The following is a 21,813-nucleotide window of genomic DNA, read 5'->3' on the forward strand; positions in this document are numbered from 1 at the left end:
GGGCCTGCTGGGTTTCGCTTTATCGGCGGGGGCTTCTAAAGGCGAAACGCATACTTTACTGCTTTTCTCGGCTCGGGTGAAGGGGACGCTTGAAGAAATTCGAGGGGGTTTCTCCTGCGGTATGGCCCCAGGGGGTCGCCTTTTTGGTGGCTGGCCTGGGTGGCTGTTGGTTGTGCTTATGGCACTAGTTTTCTTCTAAGAGCCCTAGCTGCTTCATTTTGCGGTGTAGGTTCGAGCGGTGGACGCCCATGTTTTTGGCCGCTTGGGCCATGTTTCCGGCGGTTCGCTGGAGGTGATAGCTGATGAAGTCGGCCTGAAAGCGGTCGGTGGCGGCCGATAGGTCTAACTGGGCAGAAACCTGGTGCACTTGTGGGCCTGTGGCCGTTTCCAGCGGTAGCACTTCCGAGGTAATGATTTCTCGATCGCAGAGAAACGCGATGCGTTCCATTGTGTTTCGCAGCTCGCGAATGTTGCCTGGCCAGGGGTGTGCCAGCAAGCGGTCTTTGGCATCGGTCGAAAACATGGGGATCTCGCGGTGGGCCTTTCTCGAGAACTGATCGAGAAACTGCTGAGCGAGAATCAAGATATCGTTGCCGCGATCTCGCAGCGGCGGCAAGGTCACCGAGACGACATCCAACCGATAGAAAAGGTCTTGGCGAAACTTCTTCTCGTTGACCAGCTTGGGCAGGTCCTGGTTGGTGGCCGCGATCACGCGGACGTCGATCTCGATATCAGACTGCCCACCCAGCCGCGTGACGACGTGGTTCTCGAGCACTCGCAGCAGCTTGGCCTGGCCAGGCAGGCTCATGTCGCCGATCTCGTCCAGGAAAAGCGTACCGCCGGAAGCTAGTTCAAACTTACCGGCCTTGGTTTCGTGAGCCCCGGTGAAGGCTCCTTTCTCGTGACCAAACAACTCGCTTTCCAACAGCGTGTCCGGCAGCGCGGCGCAGTTCACGGCGACCAACGGTTGGCTGCGACGGTCGCTTTGATAATGGATCAAACGGCTGACGACTTCCTTACCGCTACCATTCTCGCCCAGCACCAACACCGGCAGCTTGGTGGCGGCGATGCGGTCGATGTTCTTGCGTAGCTGCATCATCGCTGGCGACTCGCCGATGAGCTGGATCTCGGAGGCTTGGGCCTGGGCGATGCGATCGCGGCTTTCGACCAGGTCGGCAATTTGCTGCGAGCTTTCCAACACGGCCGCCGCATGCACGGCCACTTCGACCAGCCCCTGCTCGTCCTTGGTGGTGAAATTGCCGTCCTTTTTGTTGATCAGCTCGAACGCCCCGAAGACTTTCCCTTTGCGGTCTAAAAGCGGAACACACAACAAGCTGCGGGTATGGAACTCGAGCGCCTTATCGATATCGCGATTGACCTCGTGGCCGAGCATATCGTCGACGCGCCGCGGCTCGCCCGATTGCACCACCGCGCCGACGACACCTTTGTCGTCCGGCACGACCAGCTTGCCATCTTCCACGCCCAAGGCCGGACGACCGACGAGCTTCCGCTTGGGCTTATCCCACAGAAAGATACTAGCCCGCTCGCTGCCGAAGAACTCGGTCGAACACTCGGCCATTTCGCTGAGCAGCGTCACGAGGTCGTCGGTCTGATGCCAACGCTGCACCATGGTCAGCATGGCCTTGAGACGCTGCGACCGATCGTTCTTATTCAGTGTTTCAATGAAACGCTGGACCGCGAACCGGGTAACCTGGGCGATGGCCTGAAGCGACCGCATGGGTAAACCCTGCACCCCTTCCATGACCAACAGACGATGCGGTTCGTTGTCGAGCGGCAACGAAAAAGCGGCCGGTTCACCGGTCGCGATGTCGGCCTGCATCCACTGTTGAGCCTGGCCGGAAGAGACAGCATGCACTTTGCCAGCCGAAGCGATTACCTTCCAATCGCCGGTCGAATGCTGACGCAAGCATTGAGCGGAAGAACTGGGAAACGACTTGGCCAGGGCCTGACAGATGCCCTCGAACAGCTGCGCCAAGTTTTGGGCCGTGTCGAGCTGCCGCCAGAGCTGCGTCAGCATGGTGGCCAGTCGGGGGTTCTCCTGAATGGCCTCGCCGAGCAGTTGAAATGGATCGTGATCAGTTGGGTTCATAGCGGGCAACGGCGACTCGGCGGATAAGAACGTGGGTCGGACTTCGCCTTCGTTATACAAAAAAAGCCGCCAGTCCACGATTGCGGACCGACGGCTCCGTCGTCTCCTGGCTTAAAAGGCAGGACCAGGACAGCGCTTCGTGTGGGCTCACACTTCGTTATCGGCGGGCTTCTCAGCGGCTGGTGGGGCCCCTTGAATGCGTTCCATTCGTTGGTGCATCTTGCGGATCATTTCGTGCATCTGCTTCATCTCTTGTTGCATGCGTTGTTCAAAGTTCGCATCACCTGGCAGACCTTGTCGCCCCATGTCCTTCATCATTTCTTGCAGTTCGACAAACGGCACGTCCTGTCCGCTGATGATGATATTGCCACCGGCACCCTGGGCCAGGTAACGCTTGGCGACCGGTCGCAGATCCTCAGGCAATTCGTCGATGCTCTCTTCGGTAACGTCCCACGACTTGCCGTCGCGTTCGATGTGCAAGTTGGCGGGACCGTCTCCCTGTTTCTCGACACGAATCAAGAGGTTCTGAGGCAGATCTTCTCCCATCATGCCTAAGCGCACCTGAGGTGGAACGACTTGACCGGGGCCGAAGAAACGAAAGCGAGCATCGGGCTGGGCTGCCAGTTTCGGCTCCTCGGGAACCACGCCAACCGGTGGCATCGCCGATAACATGTTGTCCGGGGTTTCCTCCGGCTCAACAGTAAAGGACTCGATTTCCAAGCCACGCAGGACACGCACCGTCAGCGGCTTGGCTTCGTTTTTGCGTACCAAGTCGACCATCTGCTCTGGCGAAGCGATCGTTACCTCATTCACTTTCAGTACATGGTCGCCTGCTTTCAGTCCGGCCTTTTCGGCGGGGCTTTCCGGAGCCACTCCGGCGACCATCGCGCCGCCATCTTTGAGACGCTCGACATGCTTCTTCAAGATTTCCGGAGTCGGCGTCAATTGAACGCCGAGCCAATACTTTTTGGCGGACGGCTTTTCCTGCTTGGCTTCGGCCTCTGCTTCCGCTTGAGGTGCCTCATCGGCGGTGACGACCTGCATCATTGGTACGGCGACGACGCCGGTTGCCAAGAGCGTGGCCATGAACCAATGTCGGACTTTCATGCTTTCACTCCTTCTTGCGTGGGGAAATTAGGGAGAGTAATCCGTGCTGGTGCCCGTGGGGCGTTGGGTGATTTAGTGATACGGTATATCGGGTTTTTCGTAGACAATCACGTCTTGTACCGGAACCACAACTCGCTCGCCATTTTCAAGCGAAACGGGGATCAAGCGGTTCTTGGTTTGAAATGGTTGTCCGGAATCTTTCAGCTTTTCAAGTTGCTGCGGGCTCATCCCCCACGAGCTATCCCACTCGGCCTGGGGATCGTAAGGTTTGTTTTGATCGATGGCGATCGGCATGCCGCCGCCTTGCTCGCCGTCCCATTGGTTAACGTACACAAACTGCGGTTTGGCAACGCTGTGCTGTGGTGAATCAGGGGGCGATTGCGGATCGATCACGTTCGTCGCTAAGCCGCTGCCAGGCCCATCGACCGTGGTGCCGTCGATGCCTGAGATGTACCATCCCAAGCCGAACGCAATCGCTACCGAGGCCGCCATCGCTGCCAATGTTTCCATGCGACGAAAGGAAGCCATGCCGGCGGTGGACGACTTCTCTGCCGCTGGTGCCAACTCTGTCAGGGGGCGTGACGGAGAGGTCTGCATCACCAGCGGCAGAGATTGCCCCAGCGCCTGTGACTCTAGGAACGCGTGGGCACATCGTCGCCAACCATTTGGAACTTGTTCTAACTGCGAAAGAACCTCGCGGTACTCTTGCGGCGTCAATTCGCCATCAACCAAGCGGTCGAGTTGGCGGTCTTCAATGTGGTTCGATGAATCGTTCATGGCATGTTTCGCTATGGTTTAGGTCGCCGTCGAGACAATCTCTCGGGCCACCAGTCGCTCGCGCATTCTTTGACGAGCCCGATGAAGTCTGGCTTCCACGGCGCTGGTACTCACGCCCAGTCGCTCGCTGATCTCGCGATAGCTCCACTGCTCGGTGTACTTGAGCAATAGAATCTCGGCATCGCGTCGTGGTAGTTCGTTCAAGGCTTGGCGGACCAGCGCGTTGCGTTCTTCGGCAAGCAGCCAATCCAATGGGTTTACTTCGGAATTGATTTTCGGGGGTAAATTTTGCTCAGCCGCATCGTGTAACTTGCGGATTCGGCCTTGCTTGCGGCGATACAAGAGAGCCTGACGAATGGCAATCTTATAAAGCCACGGTCCCACAGCGCTGGGGTCCCTTATCTGCTGCCAGTTTTCCAGCGCTGCGGCGACCGTCTCCTGCATCACGTCGTCAACCTCCGTCGGACTGCGAAGCCGTGCATACAGCGCAGTTCTCAGCCAGCGCTCGTGCTGCTGTAGCAGTTGTGCGGGCTCGGGCTTCACGTTGTCTCCTGGCAGCTCGACGGGGTTCATCGTGTATTCAGAGGGTTAGTTACCGCTGGACTAAAAACCTTGCACATGCCGTTGGAATATTTTCGCAAAAAAACTCAGATGCTTGTGCAAGCAAACTCAAACTCTTGTACTACGCATGAAAATGTAGGTTGGTTTGCTTCGTAAATTACGGAGATCGCTAGACTTCCGGAAAATTCAGCTTGATAATGTTTCTCAATGCACGTCCCTTTCGCTTTTCCCGGTACGGCCCTTCCGGCCGTTCGTCTACTAGCCCCAACTGCTTGGAGTTCCGATGATGACACGCTGCCTAGCCCCTGCCGCACTATGCATAGCGGCGATTGTAATGAGTGCTTCTGGTCGATTGGCCGCAGAGCCTGCAGCAAAAGGAAATGATACCCCCATGAGTGTGACCGCGAGCGAGTTCGGCCAATTGCCGGATGGAACCACAATAGCCAAGTACACGGTCGACAACGGCAACGGCGTCGTGATGGAGTTGATCAACTACGGCGCGATCATGACCAGCGTTACTACGCCGGATAAAAATGGTCAGTCCGCCAGCATCAACGTCGGTTTCGACAACCTGGAAAGCTACCTCGGCGGAACACCCTACTTTGGTGCGACCGTGGGCCGCTATGCCAATCGCATCGCTAAGGGCAAATTCACCCTCGGAGGCCAAGAGTACACCCTGGCCACCAACAACGGCCCCAATACTTTACACGGTGGTGAAAAAGGATTCGATAAGGTCGTGTGGGCCGCCAAGAAGATCGAAAACGAAGACGCCGTCGGTGTGCAGTTCGACTACACCAGCGCCGATGGCGAAGAAGGCTATCCCGGTAACTTGAAGGTCACCGTGAGATACACCCTCACCCCAGACAATACCCTGGTGATGGATTACACGGCCACAACCGACGCGGAAACGGTGCTGAACCTGACCAACCACAACTACTGGAACCTGGCCGGTGCCCAAAGCGGCAAGAACTACGACCACCAACTGAAGCTGGAAGCGACCCAATACTTGCCGGTCGACGAGACCCTGATCCCAACCGGCGACATGAAGTCGGTCAAAGGAACCCCGATGGACTTCACCACATTCAAGACCATCGGCAAAGACATCCAACAGACCGGCGGCGATCCGATCGGGTACGATCACTGCTATGTGCTCGACGATCAGACCGACAAGCTGGCACTCGCCGCCACGGTCAAGGAACCTTATTCCGGCCGCGTGATGGAAGTTTGGACCACCCAACCAGGCATCCAGTTCTATAGCGGTAATTTCCTCGATGGTAGCGACGGCAACGCGGGGCTGAACCAGCACGAAGCGTTTTGTCTCGAAACGCAGCACTTCCCCGACACCCCGAACCAACCCAACTTCCCCTCGGCCACACTCAAGCCAGGCGAAACGTTCCACGAGACGACGGTTCACAAGTTCTCCGTCGAAAAGTAATGTATCTAACCAATCCAGCGAAACGAAAGCGGCCTCTTAAACAGGGGCCGCTTTTTTTGTGGAGTTTCGTTAGCACAGAAAGCATTCATTAGAGTACGACCAAGTTCGCGTTTATTGTGAAATCAGCTTCGTTTTTTCGATCAGGCTTACCCCGAATGACTCGCTTGCTAGTGTCGTGAACTACGAGTTTGTTTATAAAGTGAGATGGCCAGTTACCCCCATTTAAAAAGTGCCATCACACTGAATCGGTAGTGAGCTATCCAACGGGTTTACCAATCGATCGGCACCAGCGATCGGACGGTCCATAGGATGGCACATGCTTATGGGGTGACTTGATAGCCAACCGTGACACTCACAACCTACGGGCAATCCCCACACGCAAGCATCACGCGCTGGAAGAATGAATCAGCCTGATACCAAAGTTGTTTTGAAGATCGCCGCCGAGGCTCGGCGGCGGCATGGCGCTGCCCGAGAAGCGTTTCTGGAAGACACGTGCGGTACCGATCAGGTCCTGCGTAAGTTGGTCGAAGACAAGATCCGCCCTAAGCCGGCAGGCACCTTGGTTCCCGACCAAGTCAACATCAGCTCGACCCTCTCTGCCGAGCCTCCCTCGAAGCATTCGCTTCACCCCAGACCAGGCCTGACAGCACGCTACTTGCCCGGCACAAGCGTGCTAGTGCGTGTTTGGGCATCGCGACTTTATCGCACGATCGCTATCGTGAGCGTCCTCGTGCTGATCATCTTGCTGGGGATCGGTTCGCGTTATCTCGTTTTTAACGAACTACGCAAGATCCGCGAGCAAGAGTTCACCGCCCTGCTGGCCGCGGATGTTCAGGCCCTGACCTCCTGGATCGAAACTCGCAAAGAGCATGTTTCGGTCGTCGCCAAAGACGAAGACGTTCGCGAGGCGATCTTGACGCTGGTCAATCAAAAGCGAAAGCTGCGAGACGACTACTCGGCCAGCGCTGTCCAAGAACAGCTTCAATTCTTTCAACAACGATTCCCGAAGTTCACACGTCCCGTCAGCGACGTCAAGCAATTCATCGAAGCAAACGAGCCGATTACATTCGACCAGCGGCAAGAGCCCCTTCAAGATCACCCCGGCCTGATTCCCGATGAAGGGGTGTACCTCGTTGCCGACGCAGCCGGAACCGTTCTGGCAGCGACGGAAGAAAAGGCGATTAACCAAACCTTGGTGGGCAGTCGTCGGCTGCAAATCTTTTCAGATGTCTTTCAAAACAAAGCCGGCTTCATTCCGCCGATGCGTCCAGAACAGGAAATGACCATCCCTGGCACGCGTCCTGATGTGGCATTCACGTGGGTTTACCAGCCGATCTACGACGACTTCAATGTGCCGTCGGCGATTCTCTGCTTCGGCTATTTTTCGATTGGCAACTTTACGAAGTCGCTCATTTCTGCCCGAACCGGCGAGACCGGCGAAGCGTATGCGTTCGATGCTAACGGTCTGATGTTGACCGAGAGCCGGTTTACCAAAGATCTCTGGCGGATGGGAATCTTGCCGGAAGGAGAGCCATCGCGGGCCAATCTCATTCTCCGCCCGCCCCATGCTCAGCAGCACCCTAATCCCGAAAACCACCCTCGATTCACGCGATTAATTGGCGAGGCAATCGCCGACCATGCGAACGGCATCAAGTCGGATGTCATGATGACCCCGTACCCCGACTACCGAGGGCGTCAGGCGGTCGGTGCCTGGCAGTGGATCGATGAATACAACTTTGGCGTCGCCTACGAAACCGAATCGCAGGAAGCGTTCCGCCCCTTCACTTACATTTCTTATGCCCAGTACGCATTACTGCTTTTGATCGCCGGGTTTGCCGGACTCGCCTATTACGCCGCAACCTCGCTCGTTCAAATGCGTCGCACCATTGGCGAGCACACCGTCGTCGGTGCCTATGAGCTGCTGCGAAAGATTGGTGAAGGAGGCATGGGTCAGGTTTATCTCGCGCGTCATCAAATGCTCAAGCGACCAACCGCCGTGAAGCTGATGCGGCCTGAGCAAACGGATGCCTCTTTGCTCAAACGGTTCGAGCGAGAAGTTCAGCTCTCGAGCCGCCTGAAGCATCCCAATACGGTCGAGATCTACGACTATGGCAAGACGCCGGACGACCTCTTCTACTACGCGATGGAATACCTGGACGGCATCACTCTTGAAGTCCTCGTGCGGCAATATGGCTGGCAGCCGGTATCGCGTACGTTGTGGGTGATGCGGCAAGTGGCTGCCTCGCTTCGTGAAGCCCACGAGAGCGGCCTCATTCATCGCGACATCAAGCCGCTTAACATCATGCTTTGCCGCGCCGGCGGCGAGTACGACGTCGCGAAGGTCCTAGACTTCGGCCTGGTGAAAAACCTTTCGGCCGATCCCGGTGCCACCATCGTGACCACCACGACCGAGATCAGCGGAACGCCGATGTATATTCCGCCCGAGCGTGTCAAAAACCCGACCCAGGCCGATCCCCGCGTCGATATTTATGCCCTCGGTGCGACCGTCTTCTTCATGCTCACCGGGCAGACCATCTTCAGCGCTGCCAGCGCGGTGGATGTCTTGGTGCAGATAGTCACCAAACCAATCCCCTCGGTGAAAGAGGCTTCCGACCGCATCATTCCCGATGCCCTGCAAGACCTCATCTCACGCTGCCTGGCCAAGGATCCGAAGGATCGTCCTCAGACAGTCGAAGAAGTGCTTAAGGAAGTCGAAAAGCTGATGGACGACTTCCCCTGGACCCAACAAGAGGCCGAAGACTGGTGGGAACACAACATCCCGGTCGACGAGCTCTTTGAAATGGCGATCCGCGAACCAGAAGATAGGCCCGCGCTGTAACGCCGCATCAAATAAGCAACGCCGACAAGCGGCTCATGCAAGAACGCAATCGAACCGCCAAGCTCTCATCCTTCTTCCAGCCAAGGCGTGCCATCCGTTCTAAGGGGCTTCCTAGCGAACACTGACGGCGATCTCGTGGATCTTACGCACCATCGAATGCAGACCGTTCGATCGCGCCGGCACCAGGTGATTCTCAAGCTTCAACGTATCGAACAGGCCCCGCAGATCGAAATCGAGAATCTCTTGCGGGCTCTTGCCGGAAAGCAACATCACCAGGATGCCCACCAAACCTTTCACGATATGGGCGTCGCTATCGGCTTGAAAGACAATCTTCGTGGCCTGACCATCGGCTTCAACAACCTTGGGAACCAGCCAAACCTGGCTCTGGCATCCCTGCACTTTGAATTCGTCGCGACGCAATTCATCTGGCAAATCGGGAAGCTCACGTCCCAACTCGATAATCAACTTCAGCCGCTCCTCTTTGGTTTCAGCGAACTCGAAGTCGTCGATCAATTCTTCCGCGGTCAGTGTTGGCGGTTCGTTCAAGGTGAATCTCTTCATTTCAATCGAATAAATCGTCTGCTCGATACGAGGGTACTGCCCCTATTCTAGTCGCCGTGCTTTTCTCGAAGACGGGTCGACGTGCGACAAATCCATTGATGGCGTTCGAATTGATCGATCCACTCGGCCAACACGCTACTAGTCAGGGGATCCATTTGCCCGGCGGTCCCCAGCGAGATGCCGGTGCTGCACGCGGCTCCTCCTAGCTTCTCGACCATCTGACGGTATTTGACCAGGGTGCGATCACCGTACATGCCGGTCACTTGATCATCTTCGTTCAAAAAGACGGTGACCGGAACACGATTTCCGCCGCACACTTTGATTGCTTCTTTCAAATCATCGGGGGCATCATCCCGATCAATATAGCGAACCGTGATGTGGGGGGATGCCTCTTCAATTACCTGAAACATCGGACACTGATCGACACAATCACCACACCAGGCCCCAGCCAGGCAAAGGACGTGCATCTCGCGAGTGAAGCTTGCCAGCAAGGTCTTTTGGGCTTCACTGAGGGACAGCGTCTCGCGTTTAGCATTCCAACGCGTTTGCTGATTCTCGTTGGCATACTTTGCCAGGAAGTCAACGTACGATTTGCCAGAGGAAAACAGGGTAGGCCAGTCTAAGGGCATAGTTCTCTCAAAATTAAAAAATGGTTCTTTGCGTGAGTCTCTTCAAGGTGGCCACAATTGGCCCACGTTTGAAGTTTTCAGTGTTCGGTTTTTCAGTAAGAAGCAGGCTTTTGATCTCTTCTCTTCACTTTTGCTGAAAACGGAATACTGAAAACTTCAGGCTTCGTCCTTCTGATCACGGGTACCCGCACATTCGCGTCAGGGCCGATGCATTTGAAGGCAGCACCTGCGTGCATTTTAGGCAGCAAGCGGGTGGCTGATTAGGGGCGGTCAAAAAAACTACAGGCCGTTTTCTGCCCGAAAACCGGGTAATCAGCCAATTTTGCCCCGTTTTATCGACCCGCAGCTCAATTGGCACACCGAATGCATCTAATGTCTGGCGAAAGCGAATCAGAAGGAGATTCGGAACCGGTCGCGAAGGATCGTGTACCTCGGACTTCTCTCTTCTGAATAGCATACGATGCTTGCCCCGTGCTTCTGAGACAAGGAGTGCCGTCAGGGCTGGGGACAAGCTCAACGGCTTCGCTTTTCAACCGAACAAAATTTGCAGATCATCTCCAAGTGATCTGAACCGAACAGTGTGGAAGCATGATGGGGTGTTGTTCGTGTGCAGTGGGGCTGCCGCGAACGGTAGTCGAGGTTGAGGAGGTTTTGCCTCCTTAACCTCGGCTATTTTTATGCGCTAAAGCATATTCTATGGAACTTTTTCCTGTCACCATCTTAGGCACGTTTCCCGCTTGGCTGCTAATTTGTCACGCAGACTCTTGCGACCGGGCATCACTTTTTAGAAAAGTTTTACTGACTTAAACCGTTATCTCCTTGATGCTTACGCATCGACCCCACATACTAACCGCTGAATTGGCATAACGGTTGCAAACAACCGAAAGCAATGGACAAATAGGTCACCCGCTCATCATGCACTCGCTCTCCGCCTTGTTTAGTGCATGGCTCCACTATGAAAGAGCATCCGTTGCGACCTGTCCTTATAACGTCACGTCAGTTTGTTGGAGTATGCATTAATGAAGAAGATTGAAGCCGTCGTCCGTCACCACAAGTTGGACGAAATCAAAGAAGCCCTGGTTACTAAAGGGTTTGGTGGCATGACCGCAACGGAAGTCCAGGGATTTGGACGTCAAAAGGGACAGACGGAGACCTATCGCGGTGCGGAGTACTCGATCGATTTCGTTCCTAAAATCAAAATCGAAATCGTCTGCACCGACGAGCAGTGCCAGGAAATCGTCGACACCATCATTCAAAAAGCTCAGTCGGGTCAGATCGGCGATGGAAAAATCTTCATCTCCGAACTCACCGACGCTATCCGTATTCGTACGGCAGAAACCGGATCGTCCGCGATTTAGTCGCCGATTCACATTAGTCGCATCGGCCAAGCGCACGGCCCTTCGACCACCAAGTCACTCCCCCTGGAAAAGCCGGCCCTTCATGGGTCGGCTTTTTTTATGAAGCTTTCCGTCCCTTGGCATCTTTAGTAGTGATCGGCAGTCGAGCGACTCGATCGGCGACGATTTGAATACAGACGCATCCGCCGCGGTGAAGCCGGCTGGCTTTCATCAATCACATGCCCTGATAGCAATCGATAGAAGAACAAGATCGTAAAGGCCCCGCCGGTGGCAACGGCGAATCCCATCGGACTTAGCGGCGAGACTTTGTAGCCTTCAAAAAAGAGCGACAGCATTCCGCAACCAATTACCGAGCCGCCAATTCCCATCGCTAACGTAGCAATCGGCCCACCAGGATCTCGGCCTGGCATAATCGCTTTGGCAAACAACCCTGTCAGCGTACCGAAACCTACCCAAGTCAGAAACAGATTGGCCCACGCTTCAAAATGCTCGGATACCTGTAATGCCTCGTCACCCATAACCGCCTACTTTTTCCATGCTAGCAACTGGGGATGAATCTCCCCGCGAGAAGTCGACATAAGATAGATGTCGTCAACTGCGGCTCAAAAATTTGCCGATTATGCCGATCGATTGGGAAAAGACATCTTTCCCCCTGGCAGGAAGTGGTAATCGTGAGATAACGGCTATAATAGTAGAGAGAGCGTGCGGCCCAACGAGATCGATCGTCAGGCGTCGCACCTTTCGCTGGTCCCGGAGGGATCAGCCCCCTAATCATGCGATCGCACGGTTTTCTTCGCGGAGGTGTCTTATGCGAACCCTTATCCCGATGTTCGCCTTGTCGCTGTGTGCGGCAGTTGTTCTTGGATGCACGAAGTTTAATGCCTCGGAACTCGCCGACGAGACAAGCGGCACGTTGGCTTCCGATGCTCGGTCGAATCAAGTTGTCTCGCTGCAACTGGGCCAACAGCCCGGCGCGTTTCAGGTAGAGGATGTCACCGGCCCCGCAGCGGGTGAGTTTCTCTGTTATCGTTGCAAATACAGCGGCAAGCCCACGGTCGTTATCTTCGCCCGCGAAGTGAACGATTCGGTCACCAGCCTGGTTCAGCAGATGGACCGCAAGGTCGCCGAGAACGCCGACAAGAAGCTTTCTGCGTTCATGGTTGTCGTGGGCGAGGACACCGATCAGATCAAGCCCACGCTGCAGCGCGTTCAAGTTTCTCAAAACATCGTGAACACGCCGTTGACTGTCTTCAATGAAAAGGAAGGCCCCGCCGGCTATGGCCTTTCCCCGCAGGCTCGCATCCAAGTCATGATGTGGAATGACGACGGCCTGAAGGTCAATAAGCCACTTGCGGCTCACCTCTCCAAGGAAGAAATCTCCGAGATCGTCAGTCAGGCCAACGAAATCCTGAACTAAGCCAACTTGGATCAACCTCAGGGCCTCAAAGCGGATAATGCAATCAGGCCTGAATCCGATGGCAAGTCTCTATCTGAGATCACCTCAACCCAAGAGCCGCTTCTTTCGCATTCCGAATTGTTTGTTCCGTTTCCGGTCGCAGGCTCAGGCAGGCGTTCCTATAGTGACCACATGAACGCCACGATCACGCTTCCCGATTTCGAAACCATGTACCAGGCCATCGTCGACCGCGACGCCGCGATGGAAGGTCTCTTCGTTGTCGCTGTGAAAACGACGGGAATCTTTTGCCGGCCTGGCTGCAAAGCGAAAACCCCCAAGCGCGAGAACGTCGAGTTCTTCGCCACCGCCGACGAGGCGTCCGCTGGCGGTTATCGCCCCTGCAAACGCTGCCGCCCGACCGAGCCTGCTGGCAGTGTGCCGGCCTGGCTAACCAAGCTGATCGAAGCCCTCGAAGCCGATCCGTCGCGCCGCTGGACCAACGCCGACCTGACCACGATGGGGCTTTCGCCGATCCGCGTTCGTCGTTGGTTTCAAATGCACTACCGGATGACCTTTCACGCTTACCTTCGTACCCGGCGGATAGGCCTGGCAGTCGACATGCTGCAAACCGGCCAAGACGTCACCTCCGTCGCATGGGATAGCGGTTACGAGTCGCTCAGCGGTTTTCGCGATAGTCTCCGCAAATGGACCGGGCAGACGCCTACGAGCATCAAGCAGGGCGAGCCGATCCTGGTCGACCGCCTTTTAACTCCGCTGGGCCCTATGCTAGCCGCCGGAAGCGACGCCGGGCTGTGCCTGCTGGAGTTCGCCGATCGCAAGATGCTGCCGAAGCAGTTCGAGCGGATCAGCAAGCTTTTCGCTCAACCCATTCTGCCCGGCACGCACCCTGTGCTGACCCTTGCGGCAGAGCAGATCCAGCAATACTTCGACGGAACACGAGCCGAGTTCACCCTTCCCTTGCGTCTGGACGGGACCTCCTTTCAAGAGACCGTGTGGAACAATCTGCTCGAAATTCCCTATGGCCAGACCAGCTCTTACAAACAGTTGGCCCAGCAGGTCGGCAAGCCCAACGCATCCAGGGCCATCGGCCGCACCAACGGCGATAACCGCCTGGCGATCGTCGTGCCATGCCATCGCGTCGTTCGCAGCGATGGTCACCTGTGCGGCTATGCCGGCGGTCTCTGGCGAAAAAAATGGCTGCTGGAACACGAACGAAAGGCCAAGCAAACTCAGCTGCCCCTATGAGGTACCCTAGACCCTTCCGCGTTCTTCGCTTCCAATAAGGGACATGAACGAAACGCCTAAATCAACGCCAGCGGCAACCTCTTCCGCTAAACGTGGTCTCGTCGGAGATGGCACCCATCTCGGGTTGATGGACTACCTTCGCAAAATCCTCAACGCCCAGGTCTACGACGTCGCTCACGAGTCTGCACTCGAGCGGGCCGGTAAGCTTTCCGAGCGTTTGCAAAACAATGTCTGGCTGAAACGCGAGGACAGCCAAAAGGTGTTCAGTTTCAAGCTGCGTGGGGCCTACAACAAAATGGCCCAGCTCACACCGCAGCAGCTTGAACGTGGCGTTATCTGCGCTTCGGCAGGCAACCACGCCCAAGGGGTGGCGCTCGCGGCAACGCATCTTGGTTGTACGGCGACCATTGTCATGCCGACGACCACTCCTAAACTCAAAATCGAGGCGGTCAAAGCGTTGGGGGGCAATGTCGTGCTGCATGGCGAAAGCTTCACCGATGCCAACCAGCACGCCAGCGAATTGAGCAGCACCAACGAGATGACCTTCGTGCATCCCTTTGACGATCCCGACGTGATCGCCGGTCAGGGCACCATCGCGATGGAAATCTTGCGGCAACATCAAAAGCCGATCCACGCCATCTTTGTCGCCATCGGCGGCGGCGGCATGATCTCGGGCGTGGCCGCCTACATCAAAGCGGTTCGGCCGGAAATCAAAGTCATCGGCGTTCAGACCAACGACTCCGACGCGATGGTCCGCAGCGTGAAACAAGGCAAACGAATTCAGCTTACGGATGTGGGCCTCTTTTCCGACGGCACTGCGGTGAAGCAGGTCGGTGAAGAGACCTTCCGAATTACCAAAGCTCTGGTCGACGAATTTGTCGTCGTCGATACCGACGCCGTTTGCGCCGCGATTAAGGACGTTTTCGAGGATACTCGCAGCATTCTCGAGCCTGCCGGAGCGCTCAGCGTCGCTGGCCTCAAGCAGTATGCGTCCAAACATCATTTGCTAGCCGATACGCTCATCGCCGTCACGTGCGGGGCGAACATGAACTTCGACCGGCTTCGCTTTGTGGCCGAGCGTGCAGAGGTGGGTGAAGAACGGGAAGCCCTCTTCGCGGTCACCATTCCTGAACGCAAAGGAAGCTTCAAGCGGCTGTGCGAACTGATCGGTCCGCGGGCCGTAACCGAGTTCAACTACCGCATCTCCGATTCGAATGTGGCTCACGTGTTTGTGGGTCTGGCAGTCAACAATCGGGAAGAAGCCAAGCGAATCGCCGAGGAACTTCGTACTAGCGGATTCGATACGTTGGATCTCACCGACGACGAACTTTCCAAGCTGCATGTCCGGCACCTGGTGGGTGGCCATAGCAAAATGGCAGCCAACGAGCATCTCTACCGCTTTGTCTTTCCCGAGCGGCCAGGGGCCTTGATGAAGTTCCTGTCTGCCATGCCCAGCGATTGGAATATTAGCTTATTCCATTATCGTAACCAAGGCGCCGACTACGGGCGGATTCTGGTGGGATTACAGATCCCCAGTGACGCCAAAACCGAGTTTCAAGACTTCATCGAGAGCATCGCGTATCCGTGTGTCGAAGAAACCGAGAACCCGGTCTACCGGTTGTTTCTCGCCTAAGGGACCGACGGCTGAGAGTTGTATTCTCCTAGCCGATGGGCCTCCGGAAGATGCCATTCCAGCTTGAATTTGGGTCGCTCGTGACGGTTAATATACGCCGCGATATCGGCCGCTTCCTGCTCGGTCAGCGAGGGATCGCCCAGCGGCATGCCAACCTTTAGCCACGATGCCATCTTGGGCACGCGACTGAGCCCTGCTCCATCGTTGAACGATTGAGGTCCCCACACCGGCGGGCCATCGGCGGTGCCTTGCCCGTCTTGTCCGTGACAATCGAGGCAGTAAGTCTGGTAGTCGAGCTTCCCTTGTTCTGGGTTCGCTTTGCTCCAATCGATTTTCAGTTCTGGCACATGCCGCGGCCCGAGTGGTTTCTTCTCGTTCATCTGAATCTTGCTGGCGGTCGATAGCCAGGTGATGTAGGTCGTGATGGCAACCGAAACCCGACTGCCGTTAGGAGGGCGAATGCCGTTCTGGCTGCGCATGAAACAATTGAGCACGCGGTCCTCCAACGTGATCACGCGGTTCTCGCGCGGCGACCAGGCCGGGTACGCGGAAGCTACCTGAAGGAAACTGCCGGCGTCGGGGTGGGTGCCGCCATCCAAGTGACACGATGTGCAGTTCAGCTGGTTGCCGACATACGGTTTGCTCAGCGGATGATCTTTGGTTTCCAGGACAAGCCTCTCCCCCAGCTGCACAACTTCTCCAAGCGGGCCTGCTGGATATTCGTCCGGAATAGCCGGCAACTCCTCGGCATGCAGCCAGGCATTCGCCGCAGCCAAACAGCCAAACAATAAGAACAAACGCGTTAGTAGCTGCCGAAATAACATGGTCTTATCTTCAACTCGTTATGAGGAATATTCAGTCGTTCATTCATCCTTCCGATTTGCCCTCTGTCGATCTGTGAACTGGTTCACAACCGCCGCAAAGCGAATCGCTTGTAGGACGCCCTCTCGCAGGGAAGCTTGGCCTGCCACGTCAACCTTCTCGGCAAGACGAAGAAAACCTGCACTAGAGAGGGGATTGCGGTTGCGTATTTGCCGCATATTAATTCTGACTTTTGATTTCGCACTTGAATGGCCTGATCTATACCGATAAAAATCATATTATCTCGCAATTTTTCCTTTTCTCTTCTCTTCAAAGGTTGCGTTATGGTATCCGCTCGCCGTGCGGCGTTCACGTTGGTGGAACTTCTGGTGGTAATTGCCATTATCGGAGTTCTGATTGCCCTGCTTTTGCCCGCCGTTCAACAGGCCCGCGAGGCCGCTCGGCGGATGACTTGCACCAACAAGCTCAAGCAGATTGGTATCGCCATTCACAACCACCACGATACCTACGGGCAGTTTCCCTCCGGCGTTCGCTATACGCCGGAGCCTGACTTTACCAGCAGCAGTTGGTGCTCGAGTTCCGGAACCACAGGCACACGCGAACCATGGACGGTGAAGATATTGCCGTTCCTGGAAGGAAACAACCTTTACGACCAGTTCGATCTCGATGGTCGCTTCACCGCCACCAGCAATGTGGCGGGCGTTTCGGTCAACCATAATTTGTTTCTGCAAAGCAACGCGACGTACCAATGCCCCTCGAACCCTGCCAGTCGTGACGATTGGAATTCCATCAGCTACTTCGGCGTTCAAGGAGGAGGCCCTGCCGCCGATGAATCGTGCTCGACCTCTTCCGGGCAAAGGGTGTTTTATCGCAACGGAGCCATGCACCTGAACTCGGACACCGGCTTTCAAGATCTCACCGATGGGTCGACCAACATCTTCATGGTCGGCGAAACGCGTTACTGCTTGACGCCTAGCGGTCGGTCCGATGGTTTCCATAGCGGGTGGGCTTCGGCCACGAAGCTCGACGCTTGGGGAACGCCGCTGGTGTTGGCCGCCGCACGCGAGCAGATCAATTCCGATCCGCGTGATGGGACGAAGAACGATACGCTCAATGTGATGACCAAACTGTTTGGCAGTTATCATCCCGGCGGGTGCATGTTTCTGATGGGCGACGCGTCGGTCCATTTTATTCCGGAAACGATCGACCTGGCGACCTATCAAGCTTTGGGCCGAATCGACGACGGCGCACCCACAAGCGGACTGGGGTCTTTGTAATGACATATGGGCATCTTTCTTTAAATATGGCTGTGGTGAGCTTATTACTTTGCATAGGGGTTGGGGGATGTAACTCGGGCGACTCGACCGTACACCTGACCGGCCACGTAACCCACGATGGCAAGCCGGTCCCGCGCGGCACGATCACCTTTTCACCAGATACCCAGCAAGGCAACTCGGGCCACGGCAGTAAGGCCATCATCTACGACGGCACTTACACGACCCAAGAAAGCTTTGGTCTGGTGGGCGGTCCCCATATGGTACGAATCGAAGGGTTCAACGGCGTAGCACACGGAGACAACCTCGACGGCAAACTTCTCTTCAAACCGCACGAGGAAAGCTATGACCTACCCATGGAGTCGGGCGAGTACGACTTCGAGATTCCCCCAAGCGATAAGAAGCCGCGCTAACCGAAACGACAGCCAGATGAATCGCGCTCGATGAGCGCAGACCCTAGCGTCGCGCGCACGCCCAAGCGGACTTGGGCGTGGCACCCAGGGCAAGGGGTATGATTCCGTATGACAAGAGAAGAGAGCCCTGTTTAGATGTAGGGTGCTGAGCAGCGCAGCGAATCGCATCTTGCACAACGTTGTCGCGTTGTTATTTGATGGAGACCGCATTTGGTGCGATACGTTCCGCTTCGCGTCTCTGCTCGCATCCTACCCGAGGTTGAGGGGCCGGGTTGTTAGGGTGGGCCGCGTTCTTTGGCTTGATACTGGTTCGGTTTAACAGCGGCAGGTGCCATGCTCACGTCTTCGTGGGCATGGCTTTCCTTTGTTCGACTTACCTGTTCGATCCAGTACAGAAGGTCGAACTCTTGGACTACGACGTGAGGTCTTGCCTTCGGCAGATTATCGCCGGGCAAGTGTGCTTTGTGCTTAGCCTTTCCGGACTGGTTACGGGCTTCCCAGGCGGCTTCTTTAAGACCATCCTGCGAACCGGGCGCAGAGGCGCCCGGTTCGTGTTTTTCAGATTGTGCGTGGTGATGGGACATAATGGTGCTCTTGAGTGGTGTTGGGTTTGGTAGGACCCGCGTGTCGCGGGTCGCGAAGCGGGTACCAGACGTTCGACCCGCGTTCGCACGGGCCCTACGGTTTGCTGCTTGTCTAGCAGCGAACTGGGTACTGTTTTCGTATGCCTACAAAGAAAATAGGCACGGTGCCGGGGAAGCGTCCCCTGGGCATGATTTAGGTATATCAGCCTGGTGTAGCATATGTATAGTGCTCAAATGAAAATTTTTTGGGATTCGCGCGGGCGTGGGTTGTTAAGCGGTTCCAGGCGTCCGACCCGCGCCCGCGCGGGGGCCTCGTCGATTACCACAGTTTCATTCGCAAGACGGTCAGGATTTCGCTGCGATTGAAATCGAACAGCGCCGGCGTGGCTTGATCTTCGCGTTTCTCTGGGCTGATTCGCTGGAGCATAGTGACGATTTGCGCTACGGGGTAGACAATCGCGATCTCATCCAAAGGAATCGCAACCAGGGGGATTGGCTTGCCCAGGAATTCGCGTGTCGGTAATTCGTCCTGCTCGTCGGAATCGTAAGCCCCGACAATCTCGAGCAGGAATTCGCGAAAATCTTCGGCCGCCGGGCGAGTGCGATGGGCTTCCGCTTTGAGGTCCATCAGCTGGGCGTTCAAAACGACGAGCGTCTGGCCGAGGTCTTCGTTGAGGTTCCCGTTGTAGTGACCAAAACAGGCATAGCCCGTTTTTAACAGCATAGCGACCGGAGCGTACTCGACCGGTTCCTTCGATGCTCCAATGATTTTCCGTAAGTCTTCGGCGTTCACAGCTGGCCTTTCGATGAGGTGGGTGCCCCTACAAATTAATCCCGAGTTATGCCCGCGCTTTAATGGCGTTTCGTGCAGAGAAGTTGAATTTGTCGTGAAGTGCGTGGCCGCTTGCAACGCGCCGAGATCGTCGGTACGCCCTTTAACCTGACTGGCATCCCTGATAACCTGAGTCTCTTTCCTTGCCAATTTGGTTTCCTTCGGTGGTCGGGTCCGGAGGGTTTTTCCCAACGAGTGCTATGCCTTGGTCTCGGGTTCGTGGGTGGCTGGCGCCGGTTCAGGACTGGCTCGCCCTGCATTTGAAGCGGGGGACGATCCCTGCGCAGCCGCTGACCATCACCTTGGCAGGCATTGTCGGCATTCTGGCCGGGTACAGTTCGATCTTTCTTTCGATGATGATTCATAGCATCGAAGATTGGACGCTACGCCCGTGCATGGAACTGGCTCACCATCATTGGGTGGGCCTGGTCGGCCTGATTCTCTGTCCGGTTGTCGGGCTGATGCTGGTCTCTTGGTATACGCGTAAGTATTACCCGGAAGCGGTCGGTCATGGGGTTCCGGAAGTGGTGAAAGCGATTGCCCGGAAGGATGGTGTCATTCGTCCTCCGGTGGCTATCGTGAAGCTATTGGCCAGCGGGCTTTGCATCGGCACCGGCAGTTCTATCGGGCGCGAAGGTCCCATCGTGCAGATCGGTGCGGCGTTTGGTAGTACGGCTGCGCAGATCTTTCAGCTTTCGGCCAGGAACATCAAAGTTTTGGCGGCCGCCGGGGCTGCGGCTGGCATCTCGGCGACGTTTCATGCCCCGATTGCCGGGGTGATCTTTGCCAGCGAAATCATTCTGGGAAACTTCGCCGTCGAGAGTCTCTCGGCGATTGTGATTGCCGCCGTGTTGGCCAACGTGGTGCAGCAAAACCAAGGAGACCATGGCTTTGCTCCAGAGTTTCCGCACATCAATCACAAGTTCGATGGTGCCTACCACGAACTACCCTCGTACATCTTTCTGGGCATTGTCTGCGGCCTGATGGCGGTCGGCTTTACCAAGCTGCTGTATTGGTTTGAAGACGAATCAGAATACTGGATCCCCAAACATTGGATCCGCTCGATCGCATGCGGCCTGCTGTTGGGGGTGATTGGGACAACTTACTACGTGATGTATCCGGTCGCACCGGAACAGTCCGTGGCGGCCCAGCAAGATATTGAACGCAGCCAACCGATTCCGGTCTTGTACGGAACCGGCTACGCTGCGATCAGCCATACGCTGCATTTAGAGAACGCCCAGAAGCTGACCGATAGCGACGCCAGCGAACACGATTCGCAACACGAGAACTTGCGGCTTTCTCGGCATGCGATGTGGCAGCATCTGGTTTGGCTGCTGCCGCTAGTGATTGTCAAACCGTTTCTAACGAGTGCCTGCCTGGCCGGCGGGGGTTCGGGTGGCATCTTTGCGCCCAGTTTGTTTATTGGCTCGACAACGGGCGCGGTGATTGGGCTCACGCTCAACCTGATTGCCCCCGAGTGGTGCGATCATCCGGGCGCGTATGCGCTGGTGGGCATGGGGGCAGTCGTCGCCGGCACCACCCACGGAACGTTAAGCGCGATTGTCGTGGTGTATGAGCTGACCGACGACTACCGAATTATTCTGCCGATCATGGCCGCAGCCGGTATTTCGAGCTTGATTGCTCGGTGGGTCGACCCCGAAAGCATCTACGAGAAGAAGCTTTCGCGTCGCGGCGAATCGATTGCCCGAAGCCATGACCTGCACCATATTGAAAACATTGCCGTGCGGGATGTGATGGTGCGCAAGTTCCCCACCGTGAAGAACACCGACAACGTGATGCAGATCATCAAGATCGCCCGCGAGAATCCTCATATCGAGAGTATTCCGGTGATGAACGAGGACGGCACGCTGCACGGAATTATTCGCCCTGAAGACCTGCACCGCGTGCTGGATACCGATATCTCTCCGTACCTGGTGAACGCGCACGATATTGCGATGGTCTCCCCCATTGCAGTTTCTCCGGACGAGAACTTGCTTGAAGCGCTACGCGATTTCGGAACGCGCGATGTCGGGACGCTGCCGGTCGAGATTCAAACGGCCGGTAAACGCGTTTTGATTGGGCTGCTTATCCGTGCCGATGTGATGGCCCGCTACCGTGAAGAACTTCTGAAAAGCTAAGCTTTACCGATGCTCTGCCATATTTCAAATCTTAATAATTGGGAATGCATTTGGGGGACATTAATCGCTACGACCGGC

At 56.0% G+C, this 21,813-nt stretch carries 19 protein-coding genes; 9 read left to right on the forward strand and 10 right to left on the reverse strand.

From position 1 onward, the window contains the following. Window positions 1–184: 184 nt before the first annotated feature. The 4 genes from HOV93_RS00825 to HOV93_RS00840 all read right to left on the reverse strand — a co-directional run bounded on the left by HOV93_RS00825 (window position 185) and on the right by HOV93_RS00840 (window position 4,567). Window positions 185–2,110, reverse strand: coding sequence for a sigma-54-dependent Fis family transcriptional regulator (locus HOV93_RS00825; RefSeq protein ID WP_207394546.1), 1,926 nt, complete (start codon window positions 2,108–2,110; stop codon window positions 185–187). 147 nt (window positions 2,111–2,257) lie between these two features. Beyond that, a complete protein-coding gene (locus HOV93_RS00830) occupies window positions 2,258–3,217 on the reverse strand; it encodes a PDZ domain-containing protein (RefSeq protein ID WP_207394547.1) in 960 nt (319 codons plus the stop codon). 72 nt (window positions 3,218–3,289) lie between these two features. Then, the gene (locus HOV93_RS00835) at window positions 3,290–3,994 is read right to left on the reverse strand and encodes a hypothetical protein (protein ID WP_207394548.1); all 705 of its coding nucleotides are present in this window, start codon (window positions 3,992–3,994) and stop codon (window positions 3,290–3,292) included. A gap of 18 nt (window positions 3,995–4,012) precedes the next feature. After that, window positions 4,013–4,567, reverse strand: a complete 555-nt coding sequence (locus tag HOV93_RS00840) for an RNA polymerase sigma factor (protein ID WP_235989654.1) — start codon at window positions 4,565–4,567, stop codon at window positions 4,013–4,015. A 379-nt stretch (window positions 4,568–4,946) separates the two neighbouring features. Here HOV93_RS00840 and HOV93_RS00845 point away from each other — a divergent pair, with 379 nt between their 5' ends. Next, the gene (locus HOV93_RS00845) at window positions 4,947–5,990 is read left to right on the forward strand and encodes an aldose epimerase family protein (protein WP_235989655.1); all 1,044 of its coding nucleotides are present in this window, start codon (window positions 4,947–4,949) and stop codon (window positions 5,988–5,990) included. A gap of 400 nt (window positions 5,991–6,390) precedes the next feature. After that, a complete protein-coding gene (locus HOV93_RS00850) occupies window positions 6,391–8,829 on the forward strand; it encodes a serine/threonine protein kinase (protein ID WP_207394550.1) in 2,439 nt (812 codons plus the stop codon). Between the two features lie 111 nt (window positions 8,830–8,940). Here the strand turns inward: HOV93_RS00850 and HOV93_RS00855 are convergent, their stop codons facing one another. Further along, window positions 8,941–9,375 carry a SufE family protein gene (locus tag HOV93_RS00855; protein ID WP_207394551.1) on the reverse strand — a complete coding sequence of 145 codons (435 nt, stop codon included), beginning with the start codon at window positions 9,373–9,375 and terminating at the stop codon, window positions 8,941–8,943. A gap of 62 nt (window positions 9,376–9,437) precedes the next feature. Next, on the reverse strand, window positions 9,438–10,019 hold the full coding sequence (locus HOV93_RS00860; RefSeq protein WP_207394552.1) for a thioredoxin family protein: 582 nt from the start codon (window positions 10,017–10,019) through the stop codon (window positions 9,438–9,440). 1,019 nt (window positions 10,020–11,038) lie between these two features. Between HOV93_RS00860 and HOV93_RS00865 the strand changes: the two genes are divergently transcribed. Then, window positions 11,039–11,377 carry a P-II family nitrogen regulator gene (locus HOV93_RS00865; RefSeq protein WP_207394553.1) on the forward strand — a complete coding sequence of 113 codons (339 nt, stop codon included), beginning with the start codon at window positions 11,039–11,041 and terminating at the stop codon, window positions 11,375–11,377. Between the two features lie 125 nt (window positions 11,378–11,502). Here HOV93_RS00865 and HOV93_RS00870 read toward each other — a convergent pair whose 3' ends face one another. Further along, window positions 11,503–11,895: a GlsB/YeaQ/YmgE family stress response membrane protein gene (locus tag HOV93_RS00870; protein ID WP_207394554.1), complete on the reverse strand. Its 393-nt coding sequence runs from the start codon at window positions 11,893–11,895 to the stop codon at window positions 11,503–11,505. 290 nt (window positions 11,896–12,185) lie between these two features. On the opposite strand from HOV93_RS00870, the gene HOV93_RS00875 reads away from it, so the two are divergent. From HOV93_RS00875 to ilvA, 3 genes are all read left to right on the forward strand, one after another. After that, window positions 12,186–12,794, forward strand: a complete 609-nt coding sequence (locus HOV93_RS00875) for a hypothetical protein (protein ID WP_207394555.1) — start codon at window positions 12,186–12,188, stop codon at window positions 12,792–12,794. Window positions 12,795–12,965: 171 nt separating this feature from the next. After that, a complete protein-coding gene (locus HOV93_RS00880; protein ID WP_207394556.1) occupies window positions 12,966–14,039 on the forward strand; it encodes a bifunctional transcriptional activator/DNA repair enzyme AdaA in 1,074 nt (357 codons plus the stop codon). A 43-nt stretch (window positions 14,040–14,082) separates the two neighbouring features. Further along, entirely contained in the window at window positions 14,083–15,672 is a 1,590-nt protein-coding gene (ilvA, locus tag HOV93_RS00885; RefSeq protein WP_207394557.1) for a threonine ammonia-lyase, biosynthetic, read from the forward strand. Here the strand turns inward: ilvA and HOV93_RS00890 are convergent. Next, the gene (locus HOV93_RS00890; RefSeq protein ID WP_207394558.1) at window positions 15,669–16,496 is read right to left on the reverse strand and encodes a c-type cytochrome; all 828 of its coding nucleotides are present in this window, start codon (window positions 16,494–16,496) and stop codon (window positions 15,669–15,671) included. The genes ilvA and HOV93_RS00890 overlap by 4 nt on opposite strands. Before the next feature lie 321 nt (window positions 16,497–16,817). Here HOV93_RS00890 and HOV93_RS00895 point away from each other — a divergent pair, with 321 nt between their 5' ends. Then, window positions 16,818–17,771 (forward strand): DUF1559 domain-containing protein, encoded by a 954-nt coding sequence (locus HOV93_RS00895; protein WP_207394559.1) that lies wholly within the window; start codon window positions 16,818–16,820, stop codon window positions 17,769–17,771. A 35-nt stretch (window positions 17,772–17,806) separates the two neighbouring features. Continuing rightward, window positions 17,807–18,181 (forward strand): hypothetical protein, encoded by a 375-nt coding sequence (locus tag HOV93_RS00900; RefSeq protein WP_390813538.1) that lies wholly within the window; start codon window positions 17,807–17,809, stop codon window positions 18,179–18,181. Window positions 18,182–18,456: 275 nt separating this feature from the next. Here HOV93_RS00900 and HOV93_RS00905 read toward each other — a convergent pair whose 3' ends face one another. Next, window positions 18,457–18,765: a hypothetical protein gene (locus HOV93_RS00905; RefSeq protein ID WP_207394561.1), complete on the reverse strand. Its 309-nt coding sequence runs from the start codon at window positions 18,763–18,765 to the stop codon at window positions 18,457–18,459. A gap of 319 nt (window positions 18,766–19,084) precedes the next feature. Next, on the reverse strand, window positions 19,085–19,558 hold the full coding sequence (locus HOV93_RS00910) for a hypothetical protein (RefSeq protein WP_207394562.1): 474 nt from the start codon (window positions 19,556–19,558) through the stop codon (window positions 19,085–19,087). 239 nt (window positions 19,559–19,797) lie between these two features. On the opposite strand from HOV93_RS00910, the gene HOV93_RS00915 reads away from it, so the two are divergent. Next, window positions 19,798–21,735 carry a chloride channel protein gene (locus HOV93_RS00915; RefSeq protein WP_207394563.1) on the forward strand — a complete coding sequence of 646 codons (1,938 nt, stop codon included), beginning with the start codon at window positions 19,798–19,800 and terminating at the stop codon, window positions 21,733–21,735. Window positions 21,736–21,813 lie beyond the last annotated feature (78 nt).

This window comes from Bremerella alba, assembly GCF_013618625.1.
Classification (GTDB): domain Bacteria; phylum Planctomycetota; class Planctomycetia; order Pirellulales; family Pirellulaceae; genus Bremerella; species Bremerella alba.

Excerpts from the sequence above, each read along its gene's own strand:
- HOV93_RS00825 (WP_207394546.1), bottom strand. The coding sequence starts at position 2,110 with ATGAACCCAACTGATCACGATCCATTTCAACTGCTCGGCGAGGCCATT.
- HOV93_RS00830 (WP_207394547.1), bottom strand. The coding sequence starts at position 3,217 with ATGAAAGTCCGACATTGGTTCATGGCCACGCTCTTGGCAACCGGCGTC.
- HOV93_RS00835 (WP_207394548.1), bottom strand. The coding sequence starts at position 3,994 with ATGAACGATTCATCGAACCACATTGAAGACCGCCAACTCGACCGCTTG.
- HOV93_RS00840 (WP_235989654.1), bottom strand. The coding sequence starts at position 4,567 with ATGAACCCCGTCGAGCTGCCAGGAGACAACGTGAAGCCCGAGCCCGCA.
- HOV93_RS00845 (WP_235989655.1), top strand. The coding sequence starts at position 4,947 with ATGAGTGTGACCGCGAGCGAGTTCGGCCAATTGCCGGATGGAACCACA.
- HOV93_RS00850 (WP_207394550.1), top strand. The coding sequence starts at position 6,391 with ATGAATCAGCCTGATACCAAAGTTGTTTTGAAGATCGCCGCCGAGGCT.
- HOV93_RS00860 (WP_207394552.1), bottom strand. The coding sequence starts at position 10,019 with ATGCCCTTAGACTGGCCTACCCTGTTTTCCTCTGGCAAATCGTACGTT.
- HOV93_RS00865 (WP_207394553.1), top strand. The coding sequence starts at position 11,039 with ATGAAGAAGATTGAAGCCGTCGTCCGTCACCACAAGTTGGACGAAATC.
- HOV93_RS00870 (WP_207394554.1), bottom strand. The coding sequence starts at position 11,895 with ATGGGTGACGAGGCATTACAGGTATCCGAGCATTTTGAAGCGTGGGCC.
- HOV93_RS00875 (WP_207394555.1), top strand. The coding sequence starts at position 12,186 with ATGCGAACCCTTATCCCGATGTTCGCCTTGTCGCTGTGTGCGGCAGTT.
- HOV93_RS00880 (WP_207394556.1), top strand. The coding sequence starts at position 12,966 with ATGAACGCCACGATCACGCTTCCCGATTTCGAAACCATGTACCAGGCC.
- ilvA (WP_207394557.1), top strand. The coding sequence starts at position 14,083 with ATGAACGAAACGCCTAAATCAACGCCAGCGGCAACCTCTTCCGCTAAA.
- HOV93_RS00890 (WP_207394558.1), bottom strand. The coding sequence starts at position 16,496 with ATGTTATTTCGGCAGCTACTAACGCGTTTGTTCTTATTGTTTGGCTGT.
- HOV93_RS00895 (WP_207394559.1), top strand. The coding sequence starts at position 16,818 with ATGGTATCCGCTCGCCGTGCGGCGTTCACGTTGGTGGAACTTCTGGTG.
- HOV93_RS00905 (WP_207394561.1), bottom strand. The coding sequence starts at position 18,765 with ATGTCCCATCACCACGCACAATCTGAAAAACACGAACCGGGCGCCTCT.
- HOV93_RS00915 (WP_207394563.1), top strand. The coding sequence starts at position 19,798 with ATGCCTTGGTCTCGGGTTCGTGGGTGGCTGGCGCCGGTTCAGGACTGG.